Source organism: Actinomadura sp. DC4, from assembly GCF_030406325.1.
Classification (GTDB): Bacteria; Actinomycetota; Actinomycetes; order Streptosporangiales; family Streptosporangiaceae; genus Actinoallomurus.
This window is the reverse complement of record NZ_JAUEQY010000024.1, coordinates 77,946-97,425: the sequence shown is the minus strand read 5'-3', so window position 1 is coordinate 97,425 and position 19,480 is coordinate 77,946. Positions and strand designations below refer to the sequence as shown.

Annotated in this window: 22 protein-coding genes; 13 read left to right on the top strand and 9 right to left on the bottom strand. The window is 69.9% G+C overall.

The window, feature by feature from the left end; genetic code table 11:
* The first annotated feature begins 96 nt into the window (after nucleotides 1-96).
* Together QWU11_RS32915 and QWU11_RS32910 are read left to right on the top strand one after the other, a co-directional pair.
* Nucleotides 97-2,118: an AAA family ATPase gene (locus tag QWU11_RS32915; protein ID WP_290118385.1), complete on the top strand. Its 2,022-nt coding sequence runs from the start codon at nucleotides 97-99 to the stop codon at nucleotides 2,116-2,118.
* A gap of 19 nt (nucleotides 2,119-2,137) precedes the next feature.
* Nucleotides 2,138-2,830 (top strand): dienelactone hydrolase family protein, encoded by a 693-nt coding sequence (locus tag QWU11_RS32910; protein ID WP_290118384.1) that lies wholly within the window; start codon nucleotides 2,138-2,140, stop codon nucleotides 2,828-2,830.
* A 19-nt stretch (nucleotides 2,831-2,849) separates the two neighbouring features.
* Here QWU11_RS32910 and QWU11_RS32905 read toward each other — a convergent pair whose 3' ends face one another.
* Both QWU11_RS32905 and QWU11_RS32900 read right to left on the bottom strand, forming a co-directional pair.
* Nucleotides 2,850-3,482 carry a maleylpyruvate isomerase N-terminal domain-containing protein gene (locus QWU11_RS32905; protein ID WP_290118383.1) on the bottom strand — a complete coding sequence of 211 codons (633 nt, stop codon included), beginning with the start codon at nucleotides 3,480-3,482 and terminating at the stop codon, nucleotides 2,850-2,852.
* Nucleotides 3,482-4,126: a TetR/AcrR family transcriptional regulator gene (locus tag QWU11_RS32900; protein WP_290118382.1), complete on the bottom strand. Its 645-nt coding sequence runs from the start codon at nucleotides 4,124-4,126 to the stop codon at nucleotides 3,482-3,484. The genes QWU11_RS32905 and QWU11_RS32900 overlap by 1 nt, the downstream gene beginning before the upstream one ends.
* A 131-nt stretch (nucleotides 4,127-4,257) precedes the next feature.
* On the opposite strand from QWU11_RS32900, the gene QWU11_RS32895 reads away from it, so the two are divergent.
* The 4 genes from QWU11_RS32895 (at nucleotide 4,258) to QWU11_RS32880 (ending at nucleotide 9,567) form a co-directional block, all read left to right on the top strand.
* Nucleotides 4,258-5,847: an MFS transporter gene (locus QWU11_RS32895; protein ID WP_290118381.1), complete on the top strand. Its 1,590-nt coding sequence runs from the start codon at nucleotides 4,258-4,260 to the stop codon at nucleotides 5,845-5,847.
* Nucleotides 5,848-5,878: 31 nt separating this feature from the next.
* Nucleotides 5,879-6,337, top strand: a complete 459-nt coding sequence (locus tag QWU11_RS32890) for a PaaI family thioesterase (RefSeq protein WP_290118380.1) — start codon at nucleotides 5,879-5,881, stop codon at nucleotides 6,335-6,337.
* 111 nt (nucleotides 6,338-6,448) lie between these two features.
* On the top strand, nucleotides 6,449-7,783 hold the full coding sequence (locus QWU11_RS32885) for an MFS transporter (protein WP_290118379.1): 1,335 nt from the start codon (nucleotides 6,449-6,451) through the stop codon (nucleotides 7,781-7,783).
* Between the two features lie 134 nt (nucleotides 7,784-7,917).
* Nucleotides 7,918-9,567, top strand: a complete 1,650-nt coding sequence (locus QWU11_RS32880; protein WP_290118378.1) for a serine/threonine-protein kinase — start codon at nucleotides 7,918-7,920, stop codon at nucleotides 9,565-9,567.
* A gap of 8 nt (nucleotides 9,568-9,575) precedes the next feature.
* On the opposite strand, the gene QWU11_RS32875 is transcribed toward QWU11_RS32880, so the two are convergent.
* Nucleotides 9,576-9,983, bottom strand: a complete 408-nt coding sequence (locus QWU11_RS32875) for an ATP-binding protein (RefSeq protein ID WP_290118377.1) — start codon at nucleotides 9,981-9,983, stop codon at nucleotides 9,576-9,578.
* 194 nt (nucleotides 9,984-10,177) lie between these two features.
* Between QWU11_RS32875 and QWU11_RS32870 the strand changes: the two genes are divergently transcribed.
* The gene (locus QWU11_RS32870) at nucleotides 10,178-10,984 is read left to right on the top strand and encodes a UTRA domain-containing protein (RefSeq protein WP_290118376.1); all 807 of its coding nucleotides are present in this window, start codon (nucleotides 10,178-10,180) and stop codon (nucleotides 10,982-10,984) included.
* Nucleotide 10,985: 1 nt separating this feature from the next.
* Here QWU11_RS32870 and QWU11_RS32865 read toward each other — a convergent pair whose 3' ends face one another.
* From QWU11_RS32865 to QWU11_RS32860, 3 genes are read right to left on the bottom strand one after another with little or no spacing between them, the layout of a single operon-like run.
* Nucleotides 10,986-11,909, bottom strand: coding sequence for an alpha/beta hydrolase (locus tag QWU11_RS32865; RefSeq protein ID WP_290118375.1), 924 nt, complete (start codon nucleotides 11,907-11,909; stop codon nucleotides 10,986-10,988).
* 46 nt (nucleotides 11,910-11,955) lie between these two features.
* A complete protein-coding gene (locus tag QWU11_RS47500) occupies nucleotides 11,956-12,057 on the bottom strand; it encodes a DUF397 domain-containing protein (RefSeq protein ID WP_354670922.1) in 102 nt (33 codons plus the stop codon).
* Nucleotides 12,054-12,863, bottom strand: a complete 810-nt coding sequence (locus tag QWU11_RS32860) for a helix-turn-helix transcriptional regulator (protein ID WP_290118374.1) — start codon at nucleotides 12,861-12,863, stop codon at nucleotides 12,054-12,056. Before QWU11_RS32860 ends, QWU11_RS47500 begins: the two co-directional genes overlap by 4 nt.
* Nucleotides 12,864-12,907: 44 nt before the next feature.
* Here QWU11_RS32860 and QWU11_RS32855 point away from each other — a divergent pair, with 44 nt between their 5' ends.
* Complete coding sequence (locus tag QWU11_RS32855; RefSeq protein WP_290118373.1) at nucleotides 12,908-13,810, top strand: helix-turn-helix transcriptional regulator; 903 nt, start codon at nucleotides 12,908-12,910, stop codon at nucleotides 13,808-13,810.
* 55 nt (nucleotides 13,811-13,865) lie between these two features.
* Here the strand turns inward: QWU11_RS32855 and QWU11_RS32850 are convergent, their stop codons facing one another.
* Nucleotides 13,866-14,480: a TetR/AcrR family transcriptional regulator gene (locus QWU11_RS32850; RefSeq protein ID WP_290118372.1), complete on the bottom strand. Its 615-nt coding sequence runs from the start codon at nucleotides 14,478-14,480 to the stop codon at nucleotides 13,866-13,868.
* An 87-nt stretch (nucleotides 14,481-14,567) separates the two neighbouring features.
* Here QWU11_RS32850 and QWU11_RS32845 point away from each other — a divergent pair, with 87 nt between their 5' ends.
* Nucleotides 14,568-15,320, top strand: coding sequence for an SDR family oxidoreductase (locus QWU11_RS32845; protein ID WP_290118371.1), 753 nt, complete (start codon nucleotides 14,568-14,570; stop codon nucleotides 15,318-15,320).
* Nucleotides 15,321-15,360: 40 nt separating this feature from the next.
* On the opposite strand, the gene QWU11_RS32840 is transcribed toward QWU11_RS32845, so the two are convergent.
* Complete coding sequence (locus tag QWU11_RS32840) at nucleotides 15,361-15,999, bottom strand: DUF2225 domain-containing protein (protein WP_290118370.1); 639 nt, start codon at nucleotides 15,997-15,999, stop codon at nucleotides 15,361-15,363.
* 37 nt (nucleotides 16,000-16,036) lie between these two features.
* On the opposite strand from QWU11_RS32840, the gene QWU11_RS32835 reads away from it, so the two are divergent.
* Both QWU11_RS32835 and QWU11_RS32830 read left to right on the top strand, forming a co-directional pair.
* Entirely contained in the window at nucleotides 16,037-16,627 is a 591-nt protein-coding gene (locus QWU11_RS32835; RefSeq protein ID WP_290118369.1) for a DUF1349 domain-containing protein, read from the top strand.
* Between the two features lie 73 nt (nucleotides 16,628-16,700).
* The gene (locus QWU11_RS32830; RefSeq protein WP_290118368.1) at nucleotides 16,701-17,180 is read left to right on the top strand and encodes a hypothetical protein; all 480 of its coding nucleotides are present in this window, start codon (nucleotides 16,701-16,703) and stop codon (nucleotides 17,178-17,180) included.
* A 32-nt stretch (nucleotides 17,181-17,212) separates the two neighbouring features.
* On the opposite strand, the gene QWU11_RS32825 is transcribed toward QWU11_RS32830, so the two are convergent.
* Nucleotides 17,213-17,800: a TetR/AcrR family transcriptional regulator gene (locus QWU11_RS32825; protein WP_290118367.1), complete on the bottom strand. Its 588-nt coding sequence runs from the start codon at nucleotides 17,798-17,800 to the stop codon at nucleotides 17,213-17,215.
* Between the two features lie 82 nt (nucleotides 17,801-17,882).
* Between QWU11_RS32825 and QWU11_RS32820 the strand changes: the two genes are divergently transcribed.
* On the top strand, nucleotides 17,883-18,803 hold the full coding sequence (locus QWU11_RS32820; RefSeq protein ID WP_290118366.1) for an SDR family oxidoreductase: 921 nt from the start codon (nucleotides 17,883-17,885) through the stop codon (nucleotides 18,801-18,803).
* Nucleotides 18,800-19,480: an SDR family oxidoreductase gene (locus QWU11_RS32815; protein ID WP_290118365.1), complete on the top strand. Its 681-nt coding sequence runs from the start codon at nucleotides 18,800-18,802 to the stop codon at nucleotides 19,478-19,480. Before QWU11_RS32820 ends, QWU11_RS32815 begins: the two co-directional genes overlap by 4 nt.

Genomic DNA, 19,480 nt, shown 5'->3' with positions numbered 1-19,480 from the left:
ACGTTAGCGCACCGGCGGCGATAATCGGATGAGCCCGGCGCCGCTCCGTACTAAGTTAGCGACTTCGCGCTCCCCCACCGACCGAAGGGTTTCGTCATGCCTGCTCAGGAAGCGGAGGACGCCGAGGCGGAGATAGCGGCCGAACGCGCTTATCTACGCCGTTCGCGGGAGGCACTGGAGCGGATGCGGCAGAACGTCCTCACCCTGGACGCCTCGGCCGCCGGTGACTGGGTGTCGGCGCAGGTGCTGCACGCCGAGCTCGGCAAGCGCGCCGAGGCGCTGCGCGACGACCCGACGACGGCGCTGTTCTTCGGGCGCCTGGACCACGACACCGAGCGGTTGTACGTCGGCCGCCGACACGTCCACGACGACGGCGGCGAGCCGCTCGTCATCGACTGGCGGGCGCCGATGTCGCGGGCGTTCTACAAGGCGAGCACGTCGGACCCGATGGGCTTGGAGCTGCGGCGGAGGTTCGGCTACTCCGGCGGCGAGCTCACCGCGCTGGAGGACGAGGACTTCACCGCGCCGGCCGAGTCGCGGATCCTGATCGAGGAGATCGAGCGCCCGCGCGTCGGCCCGATGCGCGACATCGTCGCCACGATCCAGCCCGAACAGGACGACATCGTCCGGGCCGACGCCGACCACACCCTGTGCGTCCAGGGCGCGCCGGGCACCGGAAAGACCGCCGTCGGCCTGCACCGGGTGGCCTACCTTCTGTACGCCCACCGCGAGCGGATGCGCCGGGGCGGCGTCCTGGTGATCGGGCCGAGCGCCTCGTTCCTGGACTACATCCGCGGCGTGCTGCCCGCGCTCGGCGAGATCAACGTCAAGCAGCAGACGCTCGAAGGGCTGCTGGAGACGGTCTCGGTCCGTACGGCCGACGAGCCCGCCACCGCGCGGCTCAAGGGCGACGCACGGATGGCCGAGGTGCTGCGCCGCGCGATCTGGGGCCGGCTGCGCGAACCGGCCGAGGCCCTCGTACTCCCGCGCGGCACGAGACGCTGGCGCATCCCGGCCTATGAGATCGCCGAACTCGCCGACGCGCTGCGCACCCGCGGAGTCCGGTACGGAGCGGGCCGCGACCTGCTCTCCCATCGCATCGCCCACGCGATCCTGATCCGCATGGAGTCCGCCGGCGAGGCCTGCGACGACCGTACGCACGAGGCCGTCCGCCGTACGCGCCCGGTGAAGGCGATGGTCGACCAGGCGTGGCCGGCCCTCGACCCCGTACGCGTGGTGATGCGGCTGCTGTCGGACGCGGAGTTCCTCGCGTCGGCGGCGGACGGGCTCCTGGAGCCCGCCGAACAGGCGGCGCTGCTGTGGGCCAAGCCCGCGAAGGGCCCGAAGTCGGCCCGCTGGTCACGCGCCGACGCGGTGCTCGTCGACGAGGCCGCCGACCTGATCAACCGGACGCCCAGCCTGGGCCACGTCGTGCTGGACGAGGCCCAGGACCTGTCCGCGATGGAGTGCCGCGCGGTGGGGCGGCGGTGTGAGACGGGCTCGGCGACGGTACTCGGCGACATCGCGCAGGGCACGACGCCCTGGGCGGTCGGCGACTGGGCCACGCTCCTACGCCACCTCGGCAAGCCCTCGGCGGAACGCACGGTGCTGGACCGGGGCTACCGGGTGCCCCGCCAGATCATCGACTTCGCGAGCCGCCTGCTGCCGGCGATCGCCCCGGACCTGACCCCGCCGACGTCGGTACGCTCGGCGCCGGGCGCGCTGGAGGTGCGTCGCGTCGCGGACGTTCACGCGGCCGCTCTTTCCGCCTGCCGGGAGGCGCTGGCCGGGGAGGGCTCGATCGGCCTGATCACGGCCGACGCCTCAGTGCCGGCCCTGCTGGCCCTGCTGGTGGAGGAGGGCCTCGACCACGTGGTGCTGACGGACGGCTTCACCGGCGCCCGGCTGGTCGTGACCCCGGCGACGCAGGCCAAGGGCCTGGAGTTCGACCAGGTCATCGTGGTCGAACCCACCGCGATCGTGGCCGCCGAACCCGCCGCGCCCTCCGATGACATCCCGGGGTTGAGGCGGCTGTACGTCGTCCTCACCCGAGCGGTCTCCCACCTGACCGTCCTCCACGACGAGGACCTGCCCGCCCTTCTGCGGCCGGCCGTGTGACCGTTTTAGAGTGGACCGGGTGGACGTCATCGAACGGTCGTTCCGGGTCGGGGCCGCGCCGGCCGCACTGTGGCTCCCGCCGTCGGTCCCCGCGCCTCCCCTGGTCCTGCTGGGACACGGGGGCAGCGGCCACAAGCGGAACGAGCGGATCGTGGGCCTGGCCCGCTGGTTCGCGACCCACGCGAACGTCGCGTCGCTGGCGATCGACGGGCCCCACCACGGCGACCGCCGCCTCCCCGACTACCAGGGGCGGATCGCGGCCGAGGGCGTCGAGGTCGTGCTCGACCGGGTGACCGGCGAGTGGCTGGCGGCGGTGGACGCCGTCGGGGACATGGGCGTCGCGGACGTCACGGGCGTCGGGTATCTCGGAATGTCCATGGGGACACGGTTCGGCCTTCCGCTCGCCGCCGCTCTGGGCGATCGGCTGCGGTGCGCGGTCTTCGGCAAGTTCGGTCTCGTCCAGGCGGCCCTGCACGAGGGCCTGGCCGCGCCGGAGCGCGCCGCGATCGACGCCCGGCGGATCACCGCCCCCGTCCTCTTCCATCTCCAGTGGGACGACGAGATCTTCCCCAGAGACGGCCAGCTCGCCCTGTTCGACCTGCTGGGATCGCCGGACAAACAGGTGGTCGGCTACTCGGGCACGCACGGCGAGACCAGGCCCGACGCCATCGCCCTGTGGCGCGACTTCGTCGCCCGCCACCTGGGCGCCTGAGCACAGGCGGCCTTCCCGGTCAGATCGCGTTGATCGCCGCGGGCGCCCGTTCCACCCGGGTCAGCGCCCTGAGGAGCGCGGCCTGGCCGTGCCGCCGGGCGGCGAGCCGGGCCAGCAGCGTGAGCACCGGGTCGAAGGCGGCCTCGGGGAGCTCCGGCATGGCCAGTCCCACACTGACGGCGAGGTCGTCCCGGTGTACGACGAGCTCCACCAGCCGGGTGACCAGGAAGTCGTCGAGACCGAGCGCCCACCCCGTCTGCGGGAGGAACACCACCTTGTCACCCGGGCACTCCGCGAGCCCGGTCCGCTGCGAGGCGAGGGTCGTACGGGCCCGTTCCACCAGCGACGACGGGCCGCCGGACGCGATGTCCTCGCCCTTCGCGCGGATGCCGGCGTTCACCTCCCCGTCCAGCGGGGCGTCGATCCAGGCGGCTCGCCCGTAGTGCTCCAGCAGCGGGATCGGCGCCGAGGACGACGCGGGCTCGCGCAGGGCGGGGTCGACGCTGAAGATCTGGTACGCGAGGTGGCCGGCAAGGCCGCCGACCGTCATCTCGGCCAGCGCGCTGGGCCGTCCCCACGCGGCGGCGACTTCCGGAGCCTCCAGCAGCGCCACCACCTGCTCCGCGGCGACCAGATACGCCTGCGGCGACATCAGCGCGCGGACCAGGCGGCCGGGAGGGTGTCGGTGGCCAGGGCGATGAGGCCGCGGACTCGGGGGACGAACGCGGCCGGTTCGACGACCGCGTCCCGGACGCACGACTCGTAGGCCACCCGTACCACCGCCATGAAGGACGCGACCAGCAGATGCGGCCGCGGGTCCGAAAGAAGGTCCGTGCCCACGCGGCGGGCGATCAGGGCCGCCGCCGTCTGTTCGACCTCCGCGAAACGGCGCAGCTGGCCCGCCGCCAGGGCCGGGGTCCGGTCCAGCAGTCCGTGCAGCTTGCGGAAACGGGTCACGTGAGCCACGTCGCCGTCCAGGATCGCCTCCAGCGACACGTCCAGGGCCGCGCGCATCGCCGGGACCGGGGGCTCCTCGGGCGGGCGCTCGGCCAGCGCCCCGACGAACAGCGCGTCGTACTCCGTCAGGACCGACAGCGCGACGCCCTCCTTGCCGGCGAAGTACCGGAAGTACGTGCGCTGTGACACGTCGACCGCCGCGACGATCTCGTCGATCGTCGTCGTCTCGTACCCCTGGGCGAGGAACAGGTCGAGCGCGGCGTCGATCAGGGCCCAGCGCGTGCGCTGCTTCTTGCGTTCGCGCAGGCCGGCGGTTTGTGCCTCCAGAAGGCCCGTCATCTCACCCCTAATCAAAACCTCTGCTGCAGAGTCTGCCATATGTCAGCAAACAGCTATTAGCGATGTTTGTCATTTGTCAGCCGCTGCCATAACTTGCCAAGGAGGGCCCGCAACGCACCCGAGGGGGACGAATGTCGCAACCGGTCGTCCAGGGAACGCCACCCGAGACCGCGAACCAACGGCACCGGCGGGGACACGGCAACCCGTGGCTGACACTCATCGCCGTCGCGCTCGGCGTCATCATGGTCACGCTCGACGGCACCGTCGTCGCGATCGCCAACCCGGCGATCTCCAAGGACCTCGGCGCGTCGCTGTCGGACCTGCAGTGGGTGACGAACGGATACCTCCTGGCCCTCGCGGTCTCGCTGATCACCGCGGGCAAGCTCGGTGACCGGATCGGGCACAAGCCCGTCTTCCTCATCGGCGCGGTCGGTTTCGGGCTCGCCTCGGCGGGCATCGGCCTGTCCAGGGACATCGGGCTGATGATCGCGCTGCGCGTGGCGCAGGGCCTGTTCGGCGCGATGCTCCAGCCCACCGCGCTGGCCCTCCTACGCGCGGCCTTCCCCGCCCGGCGCCTCAACATGGCGATCGGCATCTGGAGCGCCTGCATCGCGGCCTCGACCGCGGCCGGCCCGATCGTCGGCGGCCTGCTCGTCCAGCACGTCAACTGGGAGTCGGTCTTCTTCATCAACGTCCCGGTCGGCCTTGTCGCGCTCGTGGTCGGCGCCCTGTTCCTCGGCGACACCCGCGGCGAGGACCGGCCCGCATCCTTCGACCTCCTCGGCGTCATGCTGCTGTCCGGGATGCTGTTCTCCCTGGTCTGGGCCGTCATCAAGGCCCCGGCGTACGGCTGGGGCGACGGGAGGACGCTCGCCTTCTTCGGCGCGGCCATCGCGTTGCTCGCCGTCTTCCTCCTACGGGAGAGCCGGACCCGCGAACCGCTGCTGCCGCTCGGGCTGTTCCGGTCGGTCCCGCTGTCCGTGGGCGTCGTGCTGATGACGCTGATGGCCTTCGGGATGCTCGGCGGGATGTTCTTCCTCACCTTCTACCTGCAGAGCGTCCACCTCCTGACGCCCGTGCAGACCGGCGTACGGCTGCTGCCGATGATGCTCGCGATGATGGTGGCCTCGCCGGTGGCCGGCGCCCTGATCAGCAAGATCGGGCCGCGCCCGCCGCTGTTCGCCGGCATGGCGCTCGGCGGGGTGGCGTTCGTCGGCCTGTCCACGCTGGGCATCGACGCGAGCTTCACCGCGATGTTCCCGTGGTTCACGCTGCTCGGCATCGGTCTGAGCCCGGTCCTCGTGGCCGCGACCGACATCATCGTCGGCAACGCCCCCGTCGCGCTGGCCGGCGTCGCGGGCGGGCTGCAACAGGTGTCCATGCAGGTCGGCGGCGCGCTCGGCACCTCGGTTCTGGGCGCGGTGATGACCGCGAAGGTCGCCGGCGTACTCCCCGGCCATATGAAGGCAGGCGGCCTTCCCGTGCCGACCGGGCCCCAGGTGGACGCGATGAAGGGCGCCATCTCCCAGGGCATCGCGCCCGTGCCCCCGCACACACCGCCGCGCGTCGCCCAAGCACTCGTACGGGCCGGTGACCTGTCCTTCATCGACGGGATGCACCTGGCGTTCGAGGTCAGCGCCGGCATCATGTTCGGCGCCGCGCTGCTCAGCCTGCTCGTACGGGCCGGTCGCCAGGTCGAGGGCGCCGCTACGCTCGCCTGAGCACCGGGCACTCGGGCAGGAGAACACCACCGTGACCGTCGACGAGGAACACGCGGAGCTCGACCCGCTGATCGATCGCCGCGTCCGCGCGACCGTCGCCGGCCAGTCGATGCTGACCACGCTGGGCGTCGGGATCTACGACCTGGCGCCCGGCCGCGCCGAGCTGGAGCTCGCCCGGCGCGCCGACCTCTGCCAGCAGCACGGTTTCATCCACGCGGGCGCCATCACGACCCTCGTCGACTCGGCGTGCGGGTTCGCCGCCCTGACGCTGTTCCCGCCGGACCGCGACGTGCTGACCGTCGACTTCTCGCTCTCCCTCGTCGCGCCCGCGAGCCAGGAGAGGTTCCTCGCCGTGGGCTCGGTGCTGCGCAACGGCCGAACGCTCACGACGTGCCGGGGCGAGGTCTTCGGCATCGCCCCGGACGGGTCGAGAAAGATCGTCGCCCTCATGCAGGCGACCATGATGGCCGTCACCACGCCGTCTGGATAACGCTGCCCGAACCCAACGTGTTTTTCGTCACGTCGCCGACGTTCCGTGGCCCGGAACCCGGGTAAACGACATGACGATTTACTCACGCATCGGGGGCGACAGGAGGATTTCATGGTCCTGGAGCCGGGCGAGGCACGGCGAGCGCGGTCCGTCGACGACGCCGAACGCGCGTCGCAGGTCCGGATGGCCGCGATCGCGAGCGTGGTGGGCACCTCGATCGAGTGGTACGACTTCTTTCTTTACAACACCGCGGCGGCGGTCGTCTTCAAGGACGTCTTCTTCCCCTCGTCGAGCGACTACGCCGGGACGCTGTCCTCGTTCGCGACGTACGCCGTCGGGTTCGCGGCCCGGCCGATCGGCGCGGCGATCTTCGGCCACTGGGGCGACCGGCTCGGCCGCAAGGCCACCCTGATCGTCACGCTGGTGCTGATGGGGGTGTCGAGCGCGCTCATCGGCGTGCTCCCCGGCACCCACTCGATCGGGGTCACCGCCCCGATCCTGCTGGTCCTGCTGCGGGTGCTGCAGGGCATCGCGGTCGGCGGCGAGTGGAGTGGTTCGGTCCTGCTCTCCATGGAGTGGGGCAACAAGAAGAGACGCGGCCTGATGGCGAGCTGGCCGCAGATCGGCGTGCCGATCGGCCTGATCATCGGCACGGTGGCGATGTCGTCGGTCGCGAGCGCGAGCGGCGACGCGTTCAAGGACTGGGGCTGGCGGCTGCCGTTCCTGTTCAGCCTCGTACTCGTCGGCATCGGGCTGTGGGTGCGCCTGCGCGTCATGGAGACGCCGATGTTCGCCGAGATCGTGGAGCGCCAGGAGGTCTCCAAGGTGCCGGTGGCCGAGGTCATCAAGCGCCACCCCAAGGAGATCATCCTCAGCGCGCTGCTCCGCTGCTCCGAGCAGATGCCGTTCTACATCTTCACCTCGTTCGCGCTGACGTACATGGAGAAGCACGCCGGCCGGTCCAACACCTTCGCGCTGAACGCGGTCGCGGGCGCCGCCGTGGTGGGACTCGTCGTCATCCCGCTCGCCGGGCACCTCAGCGACTCGATCGGCCGAAAACGGGTGTACGCGGCCGGGTCGATCCTGCTCGCCATCTGCGCGTTCCCGTACTTCGCGCTGATCAACACCGGCATCGGCGTCGTCATCTTCCTCACCGTCATGCTGGCCGAGGTGCCGCATGCGATGCAGTACGGCCCGCAGGCCGCGCTGATCGCCGAGGTCTTCCCGACCAAGCTGAGGTACGGCGGCGCGGGCATCGGCTACCAGCTCGCCTCGGTGTTCGCCGGTGGCCCGGCGCCGCTGCTGGCGACCTGGCTGCTGCACGACTTCGGCTGGTGGGCGATCTCGGCCACGATGGTGCTGGCCTCGCTGCTGACGCTGACGGCCACGGTTCTGCTGCCCGACCGCGCCCAGGCCGACATCACCGACGAGACCGTCTACGCCTGATCGCGGATCCGAGGGGCGGCCGGTCCCGGCCGCCCCTCCGTACGCCTGTTATCCGAAGTAGACGCGTAAATGCGGAACCGCAGTTGTCCTCCCATTAGTCTTATCGCTCGGGATACGGGAGGGTCGGGACCGCTGTGACCGGTAATCATGTGATCAATCCGCTGCGGCCCAGCGATCCGCAGCGACTGGGGAACTATCGCATCGTCGGGCGCCTCGGGCGCGGCGGGATGGGCACGGTCTATCTCGCCGAGACCGAGAGCGGCGAACGCGCCGCGGTCAAGGTCATCAATCCCGAACTGGCCGACGACGAGACCTTCCGCGACCGGTTCCGGCGCGAGGTCGAGTCGGCCCGCCGGGTGCGGCGCTTCTGCACCGCCCCGGTGCTCGACGCCGAGCTCGAGGGCGAGCAGTTGTACATCGTCACCGAGTTCGTCGACGGCGCGAACCTCGATGAGTTCGTCACGAGCAGCGGCCCGATGCGCGGCTCCAGCCTGGAGCACCTGGCGGTCGGCGTCGCCACCGCCCTGACCGCGATCCACGGCGCCGGGGTCATCCACCGCGACCTCAAGCCCGCGAACGTCCTGCTGTCCTCCGTCGGCCCCCGCGTGATCGACTTCGGCATCGCCCGCGCGCTCGACACGGTCTCCGGCGCGACGCGTACGGGACAGTTCATCGGCACCCCGGCGTACATGGCGCCCGAGCTGATCTCGGCCGGCACGCCCTCGCCGGCCTCCGATGTGTTCGCCTGGGCCTGCGTCGTCGCCTTCGCGGGTACGGGCCGCGCGCCCTTCGACGGGCCGACCGTGCCCTCGGTGCTGTACCAGATCTCCCACGGCGAGCCGACGCTGGACGGGCTGGACGAGGGGCTGCGGGCCCTGGTCTCGCAGGCCCTGTCGAAGGACCCGGCGGCGCGCCCGTCGGCCCAGCAGGTGCTCGACATCCTGACCGGACGCCCGCACATCGACACGGCCGAGGCCGCCGACACCGTCGGCCGGACGTGGGCCGTCCCGAGCGGCCGCCGTACGATGCCGGACTCCCCGATGACCCGGGCGCTGCCGCCGCGAGCACCGGGCGGCCCGTCGTCGCCGTTGCTGCGGCCGGTGGTGATCGGCGCGGCGGCGGTGGTCGCGCTGCTCGTGGTCGCGGGCCTGTTCTTCCTGCTGCGCGGCTCCGGCGGGCCGCCGTCCAAGACCACGACGGTCTTCGCGGACGACTTCTCCGACAACGGCTCCGGCTGGTCCGGCTCGACCTGGATCTCCGGCAGCGGCTACACCGAGAGCGGCTACCGGATCGACGCGGGCGGCATCTATGTGAGCCGGTGGGAACACGCCCCGGTCAAGGACTCCCTGCCGACCAGTGTGCTGGTCAGCGCCGACGCCACCGCGAAGGCCGGCCCGCCGTACGGGCAGCTCGCGGTGTACTGCCGCGGCAACGGCACCGGAGACGACGCCTCGTTCTACACCTTTCTCGTGCGTGCCGACGGGCGGGGCGTGCTGATCCGGAAGGTCGCGGGGAAGAAGGGGGCGAAGGAGCTGACGCAGAAGCCGTCGGCCGCCGGCTTCAAGAAGGGCGAGAAGAACCGCCTGCAGGCCGCGTGCGAGCAGGACGGGCAGAAGGTGCACCTGCGTTTCTGGATCAACGGCAAGCTCGCCGCCGAGACCTCCGACGGCGACGGCCCGCTGCCGAACGGCGGCGCCGGCCTGATGGCCCGCCTGGAGAACGGCGGGACCGGCGGCGACCTGCAGGCGCTCTTCGACAACTTCGACCTGTCCACGATCGGCTGACCGGCCTGTCATAACTCGAACCAGAAGGTCAGGCCGCCCTCGCCGGAGCGGAAGCCGCAGCGTGCCGACAGGTGCCGGAGCAGGAACACCCCGCGCCCGTCTTCGCGCAGGTCACCGGCGTCGTGAACGGTCGGGACGGTGTCGGCGCCGCCGTCGGTGACCTCAAGGCGTACACCGGCCGCGGTCCGCAGGACGGTCACCGTGACGGTCGCCCCGCCGGTGTGGATCACCGCGTTGGTGACCGCCTCGCTGGTCAGGAGCTGTGCGGTCTCCGTCGTGGGATGGCCGCCCAGCGTCGCGGCCACGAACCGGCGGGCCGCCGCCACCTCGGCGGCACGGCGCGGAAGCGTGATCGAGCCGAGCAGACCGGATCGCTCGGATCTCGGAGTCTCCGACGGTGAGATATCGGGGGGCAAAGTCCGGTCGCCACGCTCCGTGTCGCCTATATCACGATCATCGGGATGACCGAACGCTGTTTCGCGCATGGCGGTAAACCCTCTCCGCGACGGGTTTAGGGGGAGTAAAGGAACTATGCTGTGAGCATACGACCACAATGGGTGACCATGCAACAGGGGGCCGAGTTCGTCTCGAACACCGGAGTGCCGACGCAGTGAACCTCAATACCCTCCACGAAATCGCCACGATCTCCGACCCGATCGAGCGCGCCTGCGCGCTGGGCCGGGCCATGACCGAACAACAGAACCTCGTCGAAGAGGCCGCCCGGATGCGCCGTCAGGCGATCGCCGAAGCCCGTGAGACCGGACACCGGCTGGAGGAGATCGCCAACGTCCTCGGCGTCTCGCCCGGCCGCATCTCCCAGATGCGCAAGGGCCCGGCCTCCCGTACCCCATTGGCCCCGCCGGAGGAGCGGCCACAGGTCATCGTCAACCGCGCGCTCCCGAGCGTGCCCGGTCTCCACGGCCCGGCCGACGCGTTCGTCTCAGCGTCCGAGTGTCAGGGCTTACGCCCGAGTGTCCGCATCCTCTTCGTCGGTACCGAGCCGTCGAGCGAGCACGTCGCCACCTGCCTGCGCATCCAGGCGGGCGACGAGGTGATCGCCCGCCGGCGCATGGTCCTGGCCGACGACGTGCCCGTACGCCTGGTCACGTCCTACTTCCGCGCCGATCTGTTCGCCGGCACCTGTGTCGCCGAACCCGAGCTGGTCAAGCCGTCGCTCCAGGAGTGCCTGGAGTCCCTGGGCCACTCCTTCGGGCACGCGGAGGAGTCGCTGGTGGCGCGGCCGGCCACACGCTCGGAGGTCGACGCGCTCGACCTCGACCCGAGCGAGTGGGCCGTACAGCTCCTGCGGGCGGCCTACTCCAGCGAGGACACGCCCGTGCACATGCTGGAGTCGGTCTGCGCCGCGAGCCGGCACGTCTTCACGATCAGTCAAGCGGGGGCCGACCAGGAGTTCTGACTCACATGTAGGCCGTCAGCCACCGCTCCAGCTCCGTGAAGAACGTCTCCCGTACGGGCTTCGCGGACAGGGCCAGGTCATGCAGGCCGCCGTCGACGCGCACGCAGGTGACGTGGGGTCCGAGCCGCGTCGACCAGCGGGCGATGTCGTCGGCGTTCAGGACGGCGTCGGCGCTGGTGTGGTCGTCGTTCTTCTTGCGTGCGCTGCGCACCGAGGCCATCACCAGCACCGGCACGTCGATGTTCAGGCCTCGGTGCACCCGGCGCTGCGCCCGCAGGATCGCCGACAGCCAGCCCACCCGTACGGGGAACCCGCGCATGGGCTTCCAGGCGAGGTCGAAGTCCCACTCGCCGTCGTGGTCGCTGTGGATGCTGCGGACGTAGGTCTCGGACACCCCGGCCGGGAACACCATGGCCGGACGCACCTTGGCCAGCCCGCGCACGAACGGCCCGACCGTCGTGCGTACGGCCGGCGGGACGTTCAGCTGCAGGAACGGGCTGTTGAGGAACAGTCCGTCGACCAGTCCCCTGCCGCGTACCCGGTCCGCCCACAGCGCCAGGATCAGCCCGCCCGTGGAGTGCCCGTTGAGCAGCACGAGGTCGTTCTCCTCGCGGATGAGGCGGACGGCCTCGTCGAGCTCGGGAAAGTAGTCGGACATGTCGCGGGCGAAGTTCGGCGTCTGGTGCGGGAGCAGCGAACGCCCGTACTTGCGCAGGTCGAGGGCGTAGAAGCTGTAGCCGTGCTCGACGTAGAAGTCGGCGAGGTGCTGCTGGAAGAAGTAGTCGACGAAGCCGTGCACGTACAGCACGGCCTTACGGCCCGGCGCACGCCGCCGGACCAGCGTGGCGACGACCTCGCCTTCGGCGTCGTCCTCGAAGGTCAGACGGAGGGATTCGTAGTCCGCGCCCAGAACATCCGGTTCCATGGCCGATCAGCGTACGGTCCCGCCCGCTCCCGCACCACGACCGGGCTCAATCCCGCGGATCTCCCTCCGAGAACTCCGCCACTTCCACACACTGAGCCGACGTGCCGTTGTCGCTCCGACTGCTCCTGCGCCACACCGTGATGGTCATACGTAGGTCTCCATCAATTCCTTGATCAGGCAACGAGAGGAGTCCACTGGCTCAGCGACCGCCCCGATCCGGTCGAACCGCTCTTCGAGGTCAGCTATCTCAGCTATATCCGTCACGAGTCTGCCACCGTTCAGGGCCTCCACGAAACCCAGTTTCCCCTCCTTTACCGTCACGACTCTGAACGGACCGTCCAAGCCGAGATTGCTGCCTGCGGAGTTGGCGATCACACGCAAAATGACATTCGGCATCTCCGACACTTCCAGCAGCTTACCGAGTTGGTCGTGCATGACCTTCTTGCCTCCGATATGGACGAGCAAGGTGGTCTCGGCGAGCAGAATCCACAGCTCCGGAGGATTCGGCCCTCTCAGCGGATCTTGCAGCGACATTCTTTTTTTCAGCGCGGCATCGATGTCCCGCACTCGTCCGGTAGTGAAAAGCGCCCGCGCGTACTCGGGGGTCTGCAATTGGCCTGGTAGCAGCTGCCCGTTGTAAGCCTTGACGACCGAGGACCGCAGCAGCGGTTCGATGAACGACTGGAACCAGTTCGGGTCGTGACCGACGCGCGCGTAGTAGACCAGTGCGCCGAACAGTCCGCCGGTATTCCATGCCTCGTCTAACTTCGCGGCCTGCTTGGGGGTGAGCTTCGCATCGCCGTTCTCCAGTCTGGAAATTGACGAGCGGGCGCAGTTGAGCAGCTCGGCCAGTACGGCACCCGACTCTCCACGCTGGGTGCGGTAAAACCGCAGCATGCAGGCGATGAGGTTCCACAACGACGACCTAGGGTTCGGTGACTCGTTGATGTACATCGCTTCACTCTCCGTGAGATTCGAGGTTCCAACGTTCCAGGGGAATGCTGACACAGCGCTCCGACCTCGCGAGGCTGAACTGCGGAAATAGACGCAGTGAAACCACGTACTCACGGAGGGAAACAGTGGCGGCACAACGCGATCCACACGACGGCCCGGCGGTCCGGGCGTTCGGTATAGCGCTGCAGAAGATGCGGGAGACGGCCGGGCTCTCCAAGGTCGATATCGCGGCGGCCACCGGGTACACCCCGCAGTTCATGGGGCAGATCGAGACGGCGAAGAACATGCCGTCCCAGACGTTCGCCCAAGACCTCGACACCTACTTCAAGACCGAGGGCCTCTTCCTCGAACTCTGGAAACTCATCAAGGGCACCCATCGCCTGCGGATGGCGCCGCTGGGGTTCTCCAAGTACGTGGATCTGGAGCGGACGGCCGACTCGATTCGCATGTACGAGACGCACCTCATCTCCGCTCTCTTCCAGACCGATGAGTACGCACGCGCGGTTCTGGGTTCGTCCATGAGCCGCGAGGCCGCCGACGAGGCGATCGCCAAGGGGACTGAGCGAAAGGCGATCTTCGCTCGCCGGAATCCGCCGCACATCTTCCTCGTCGTCGACGAGCGCGCGCTTCTGCGTGAGGTGGGCTCGCCCGAGGTCGTACAGGCGCAGTTCGCCCATCTGCTGGAGTTCACCGAGCGCCCGGAGGTGAGCCTTCAGGTAATGCCGCAGGACACGCGGTACTGCGGGGCGTTCTCCGGGAGCTTCACCATTCTCGGATTCGACGGCGACCCCGACATGGTCTACATCGAGTCGGCGGAGATGGGCGCGCTGATCGACCGGCCGGCCGCCGTGGCGAAATGCTCGATGCGGTTCGACCTGCTCAGAGGCCACGCGTACTCCATCGCGGAGTCGCGGGCCATCATCGAACGAGCGCTGAAGACCTCATGAAACGAGGAGCCCGCTCAGAGGATCGTGGCGCCGGTCCGGGCGGGCGCGTGCTCGGTCATGCCCGCCGCGCCTCGTACCGCGAGGTCAGCGGTAGTCCCTGGAACGCGCGTTCGGCGGTGGCGTCGAGGTCGGTGGCGCCGATGCCGCCCTTGGCCATGACGTCGAAGCCGCGGCTGAGGCTCAGGACGAGGTACGCGATGGGCCCGGGGTCGGCGTCCGGGTCGAGGTCGCCGTAGCGCTGGGCGGCGGTCACGCAGTCGCGGATCAGGCGCTGCTGGTCGACGAAGACCTTCCGGATGATCTCCCGCGCCTCCTCGTCCTGGTCGCCGACCTCGTAGGCGCACTTCCCGGCCATGCAGCCGAGCCGGTCGGCGTCGTCGATCACGAACCGTGCGCCGGCGGCGATGAAGTCGCGCAGCCGCCGGACGGCGGTCTCGTCCGGGCCGTCGAGCATTCCGCGGACCTCGTCCAGGATCTGGCGGGCGTACTCGCCCAGCGCCCTCATGAACAGGGCGTGCTTTCCGCCGAACGAGGCGTAGAGGCTTCCGCGCCCCAGGCCCGTCGCGGCCGAGAGGTCGTCGAGGGTCGTGCCGGCGTAGCCCGCCGCGCGGAACTGCCGCATGGCCGAGTCGAGAACCGCCTGCTCGTCGAAGCTCCGGGGTCTGGCCACGTCCTGATCATATCCGTTTTTGACGATCCGGTACAGAACAGCTAGCGTTCTTGACGTTCCAGTACAGAACCCACACGGGGGGAAGAAATGAGCGCCAAGCTCGACGGAAAGGTCGCACTCGTCACCGGCGGCAGCACCGGGATCGGTCTCGCCGCCGCACGGCGCCTGGTGGACGAGGGCGCGTTCGTCTTCATCACCGGCCGCCGCGGGACCGAGCTCGACAAGGCCACGGCCGAGATCGGACGCAATATCGAGGCCGTCCAGGGCGACGTCTCCGACCTCGGCGACCTCGACCGCCTCTACGCGACGATCAAGGAGCGGAAGGGCCGGCTCGACATCGTGGTCGCCAACGCCGGCATCGTCGAGATGAGGAGCATCGACGAGAGCACGCCCGAGCACTTCGACAAGATCTTCAACATCAACGCGCGCGGGACGTACTTCACCGTGCAGAAGGCCCTGCCGCTGCTCGGCTCGGGCGCCAGCGTCGTCCTGGTCTCGTCCGGCATGAACGTCAAGGGATTCCCGACCTACGGGGCGTACGCCGCCACCAAGGCCGCCATCCGGTCCTTCGGCCGTACGTGGGCCGCCGAGCTGAGGGAGCGCGGCATCCGCGTCAACGTCCTGAGCCCCGGCGTGGTCGAGACCCCGATCATCGACCGCCAGTTCGCCAGCGAGGCCGAGCGCGACGCGGGAGTGGAGGGGTTCAAGTCGATCATCCCGGTCGGCCGGCTGGGACGACCCGAGGAGATGGCCAGCGCCATCTACTACCTGGCCTCCGACGAGAGCAGCTACACGACCGGGTTCGACCTCGTCGCCGACGGCGGCATCGTCGAACTCTGAGCCACCGGCGCGGGACCCGCCCAGGCGGGTCCCGCCGTACTCAGATCATGTCCTGCGGGTCGGTGGCCTGGCGGCGGGCGAGAGCCTCGATCCAGGTCTCCTCGCTCGCCCGCGCGAGTTCCTCGGCCCGGCCGAGCCACTCCGCGGCCTGCTCCGCGTCCCCGATCCGGCGGTGGAGTTCGCCGATGAGATAGGTGAACGCGGCGCGGTCCCGCGACCCGAGGTCGTGGCCGGCGAGGGCCTGCTCGAAACCGGCGATCGCGCGGCGCCGGTGGTCCGCCTCGGCGGCGCGCTCCTCGTCCACGCAGCACCAGGCCGCACTGAGGTAGTACTGCGCGACCGTCCCGGGCGGGAGCCCGCGCCACTCGGCCAGCCAGGCGGCGAACTCGTGCCGCCGCGACGGGGGCGGGGGCGCCTCCGCGCGTACGAGGGGGGTGAGGCGTTCGGCGATCAGCTCACGGGTGCGGTCGTCGACCTCCTCGAAGAACGCGTCCTCCTCCCCCGTCAGGCCGCACGACGGGCAGGTATGGACCAGGTGCGCGAGCGGCTGCTCGCCGACGGCGATGGGACGGAAGTCCGCGGCCCGCCCGCCGAGGGTGTTGGTGCTCCGTACGATGTTCATCGCGACCTCTGCGCCGCAGTTCGGGCAGGTCACGATTTTCTCGGTCAGCCTGGTCACCGGGCGCAGATTAGACCATCGACGGAGAAGAGATCCCATGGACGAGCCGACCGCCATCGAGTGGTCCGACGCGGCGTGGCTCAACCCGCCGCTGAGCGCCGTTCCGGACGGCGACGCGCTGGTGGTCACCACGCGCCGGGGCGGCGACTTCTGGCGTACGACGGCCTATGGGTTCGTGCACGACGACGGGCACGCGCTGCTGACCGCCTTCCCGCCCGGGTCGGCGATCGAGGTGGAGTTCGCGGCCGACCTTTCCGAGACGTTCGACCAGGCGGGGCTCTTGGTCCGGGTGGACGCGGAGACGTGGATCAAGGCCGGGGTCGAGCTGAGCGACGGCCTGCCCCAGCTCGGCGCGGTGGTCACGCGGGGCCGGTCGGACTGGTCGATGGCTCCGGTACCGGACTGGGGCCGGAGCCGGATCACGATCCGGGCGAGCCGGGCCGGCGACGCGGTGACCGTACGGGCCAGGCGCGATGACGAACCGTGGCGGATGGTCCGCCTGGCCCCCCTCGACCCGGACGCGACGGCCGCGGCCGGCCCGTTCTGCTGCTCCCCACAACGCGAGGGCCTGACCGTACGCTTCACCCGTTTCGAGCTGGGACCCGCCGACGCGGCACTCCACGACTAAGGGGAGTGGTTAATCGGTCCCGAGCGGGAAGTGTTGAAAATCAAGATCGGCAAGCGATGTATATAGTCCATATATGGACAGATACCGCTTACCGGCTTCTTACGGATTAATCAGCGAACTCCTCATTCAACAAAGCGTGCAGGCGATGCAGGCGGCGCAGGCGGACGCCGAGTGGCAGGCCGAGATCGAACGCGTATTGCGATTCTGGGCTTGGAAGGCCTTCCGGGCCCTCGTTTACCTCATCGGCGGCGTGGTCGCCCTGCTGTATTTCAACGACGGGTTCACCTGGACCACTGCCATGACCGTCGGCGCGTGGGCCACAGGGTTCGTCAGCCTGCTGTGGATCATCTGGGTGGGCCGAGTCCATCCAGACTATGAGGAGGGTCTGATCGTCCTCATGTGGCTGATCGCCAGTGGCGCCCATGGCGCCGTGCTCGTCTGGGGATGGCTGACCTATGGAGCTGCTTCGGCCGTACCTTGGCTGTTCATCGAGCTTGGCGTCGTGGGGCTCGTCAGCGGTCTCATGCAGTACCGGAAGAATATTCTGTTCTAGGCCTGCTTGAAGTCACAGTTGAACGACCTCCACTACAGCGGGGTGCCGATCTTCGGGGCATCGCGATCGAAGAGTGTGGTCAGGTCCGCGAAGGCGTCGGTGAGGAGCGTCGGGTAATCGCGCGTGTCGCCCGCGAGCCATTCGTGCCGTACCCGGGTGAGGACGGCGATGCCGCACGTCGCGGCCAGTGACGCGAGCCCCGGTGCCACGTCCCGGTGTTCGAGCGCGGTGGTGATCGCGTCGGTCAGGTGCGCGAACTTCGTGAGCTCCCGTTCCCGCAGCTCCGGCGCCGCCTCGATGACCCGGTGCCGGCGCACCTTGAGCTCCCGATCGGCCTCGAACCTCGGCACGACGGAGAGGAACGCCTCCAGCAGCAGCGGGAGGGGCGTCAGCCCGGCAGGGGCGTTCGCCACGGCGTCGACCAGTGACTTCCGCATGGCGGCCTCGCCGTCGAAGAGCACCTCGCGCTTGTCCGGGAAGTGCCGGAAGTAGGTGCGCTCCGTCACGTCGGCGCGGGCGGCGATCTCCGCGGCCGTGGTGCGCTCGAACCCCCGCTCGGCGAACAGCTCCAGCGCCGCCCGCTGGAGGCGGAGGCGCACGTCCTTCCTGCTGCCGGCCACGCCCCAGAGCCTACACCACATCGTCAGTCACTGACTTTAGAGCGTGTATCGTCAGTGACTGACGATCCCGAAAAGAGGTGTCATGCACGTATTCATCACCGGCGGCTCCGGTCTGACCGGCCCCGCCGTCGTCGCGGAGCTCATCACGGCCGGCCACACCGTCACCGGGCTGGCGCGCTCGGACGCGGCGGCGGCACGGCTCGAAGCGCTGGGCGCCTCCGCGCTCAGCGGCTCCCTACGTGACCTCGACCGCCTGAGGAAAGGCGCCGAAGACGCGGACGGGGTGATCCACATGGCGTTCAGCGGCGATCGCGACGACCCGGAGTCGCGGGCCCGTGACGACGTCGCGGCGATCGAGGCGCTCGGCGGAAGCGGCCGTCCTCTGGTCGTCACGTCCGGAACCCTGGTCATGCCGAGCGGCCGGGTCAGCACCGAGACGGACGCCCCGGACCCGGGCTCGGCCGCCGCGCACCGTCTCCCCGGCGAGCGGGCGGCGCTCGCCCTCGCCGAGAGAGGGGTGCGGGTGAGCGTCGTACGGCTGGCGCCGACCGTGCACGGGCCGAAGGACCACGGGTTCGTGCCGGCCCTCATCGAAGGAGCGCGGAAGGCCGGCGTCGCGGCCTACATCGGCGACGGCGCCAACCGCTGGCCCGCGGTCCACCGGCTCGACGCGGCGAACCTCTACCGGCTGGCGCTGGAGAACGCCGCGCCCGGCACCGTGCTGCACGCCGCCTCGGAGTCCGGGGTGCCCCTGAAGAGCGTCGCGGACCAGATCGGACACCAACTGGGCGTCCCCTCGGTGTCGATGACCTTCGAGGAGGCGCGCGCGCACTTCGAGGGCGCGAGCGAGCACTTCGGGAGCACCTTCCTCGCCACGATGCTGGCCGCGGACGCGCCCGTGTCCAGCGACCTCACACGGGCGCTGCTCGGCTGGCAGCCGGTGCACGCGCCCCTGCTCGACGACCTGCGGTCCGGCGACTACATCCACGGAGAACGCCCATGAAGACGGCCCTGATCGTCGGTGCCTCCCGCAACCTCGGGTTCGGCATCGCACGGGAGTACGCGCGGCGCGGCTGGAACGTCATCGGGACCGTCCGCGGGCCCGGCCGTACGGACCTCCACGACCTCGCCGACGTCTCGGACGGGCGGGTCACGGTCGAGCAGGCCGACGTCACCGTCGCCGCCACCCTCACCGGGCTCCGGGACCGGATCGCCGACCGCGAGCTCGACCTGCTCTTCGTCAACGCCGGCATCGCCGGTGCGGACGAACCCGCGGCCGAGGTCGCCACCGAGGTCTTCAGTGCGGTGATGGTCACGAACGCGCTCGGCCCGATGCTCACCGTCGAGACCCTCCGGCCGCTCGTGAGGGCCGGCGGGACCATCGGCGTGATGTCGTCGCGGCAGGGCAGCGTCAGCCTCAACACCCAGGGCGGGCACGAGGTCTACCGGGCGAGCAAGTCCGCCCTCAACCAGCTGATGCGCGGCTACGCCGTCCGCCATCCGGACGAGCACACGCTCCTGCTCATCCACCCGGGCTGGGTCCAGACCGGGCTCGGCGGCCCCGGCGCGCCGCTGACCATGGACGAGAGCGTGCCCGGGATCGTGGACACGATCGAGACGCACGCCGGGGAGCCGGGCCTGCAGTTCCGCGACCACCGCGACGACGTCGTCCCCTGGTGA

What these genes read in the sequence shown, in the direction of transcription:
- QWU11_RS32915 (WP_290118385.1), top strand. Translation starts at nt 97, where the DNA reads ATGCCTGCTCAGGAAGCGGAGGACGCCGAGGCGGAGATAGCGGCCGAA.
- QWU11_RS32905 (WP_290118383.1), bottom strand. Translation starts at nt 3,482, where the DNA reads ATGTCGCCGCAGGCGTATCTGGTCGCCGCGGAGCAGGTGGTGGCGCTG.
- QWU11_RS32900 (WP_290118382.1), bottom strand. Translation starts at nt 4,126, where the DNA reads ATGACGGGCCTTCTGGAGGCACAAACCGCCGGCCTGCGCGAACGCAAG.
- QWU11_RS32895 (WP_290118381.1), top strand. Translation starts at nt 4,258, where the DNA reads ATGTCGCAACCGGTCGTCCAGGGAACGCCACCCGAGACCGCGAACCAA.
- QWU11_RS32885 (WP_290118379.1), top strand. Translation starts at nt 6,449, where the DNA reads ATGGTCCTGGAGCCGGGCGAGGCACGGCGAGCGCGGTCCGTCGACGAC.
- QWU11_RS32865 (WP_290118375.1), bottom strand. Translation starts at nt 11,909, where the DNA reads ATGGAACCGGATGTTCTGGGCGCGGACTACGAATCCCTCCGTCTGACC.
- QWU11_RS47500 (WP_354670922.1), bottom strand. Translation starts at nt 12,057, where the DNA reads ATGACCATCACGGTGTGGCGCAGGAGCAGTCGGAGCGACAACGGCACG.
- QWU11_RS32860 (WP_290118374.1), bottom strand. Translation starts at nt 12,863, where the DNA reads ATGTACATCAACGAGTCACCGAACCCTAGGTCGTCGTTGTGGAACCTC.
- QWU11_RS32855 (WP_290118373.1), top strand. Translation starts at nt 12,908, where the DNA reads ATGCTGACACAGCGCTCCGACCTCGCGAGGCTGAACTGCGGAAATAGA.
- QWU11_RS32845 (WP_290118371.1), top strand. Translation starts at nt 14,568, where the DNA reads ATGAGCGCCAAGCTCGACGGAAAGGTCGCACTCGTCACCGGCGGCAGC.
- QWU11_RS32835 (WP_290118369.1), top strand. Translation starts at nt 16,037, where the DNA reads ATGGACGAGCCGACCGCCATCGAGTGGTCCGACGCGGCGTGGCTCAAC.
- QWU11_RS32830 (WP_290118368.1), top strand. Translation starts at nt 16,701, where the DNA reads ATGGACAGATACCGCTTACCGGCTTCTTACGGATTAATCAGCGAACTC.
- QWU11_RS32820 (WP_290118366.1), top strand. Translation starts at nt 17,883, where the DNA reads ATGCACGTATTCATCACCGGCGGCTCCGGTCTGACCGGCCCCGCCGTC.
- QWU11_RS32815 (WP_290118365.1), top strand. Translation starts at nt 18,800, where the DNA reads ATGAAGACGGCCCTGATCGTCGGTGCCTCCCGCAACCTCGGGTTCGGC.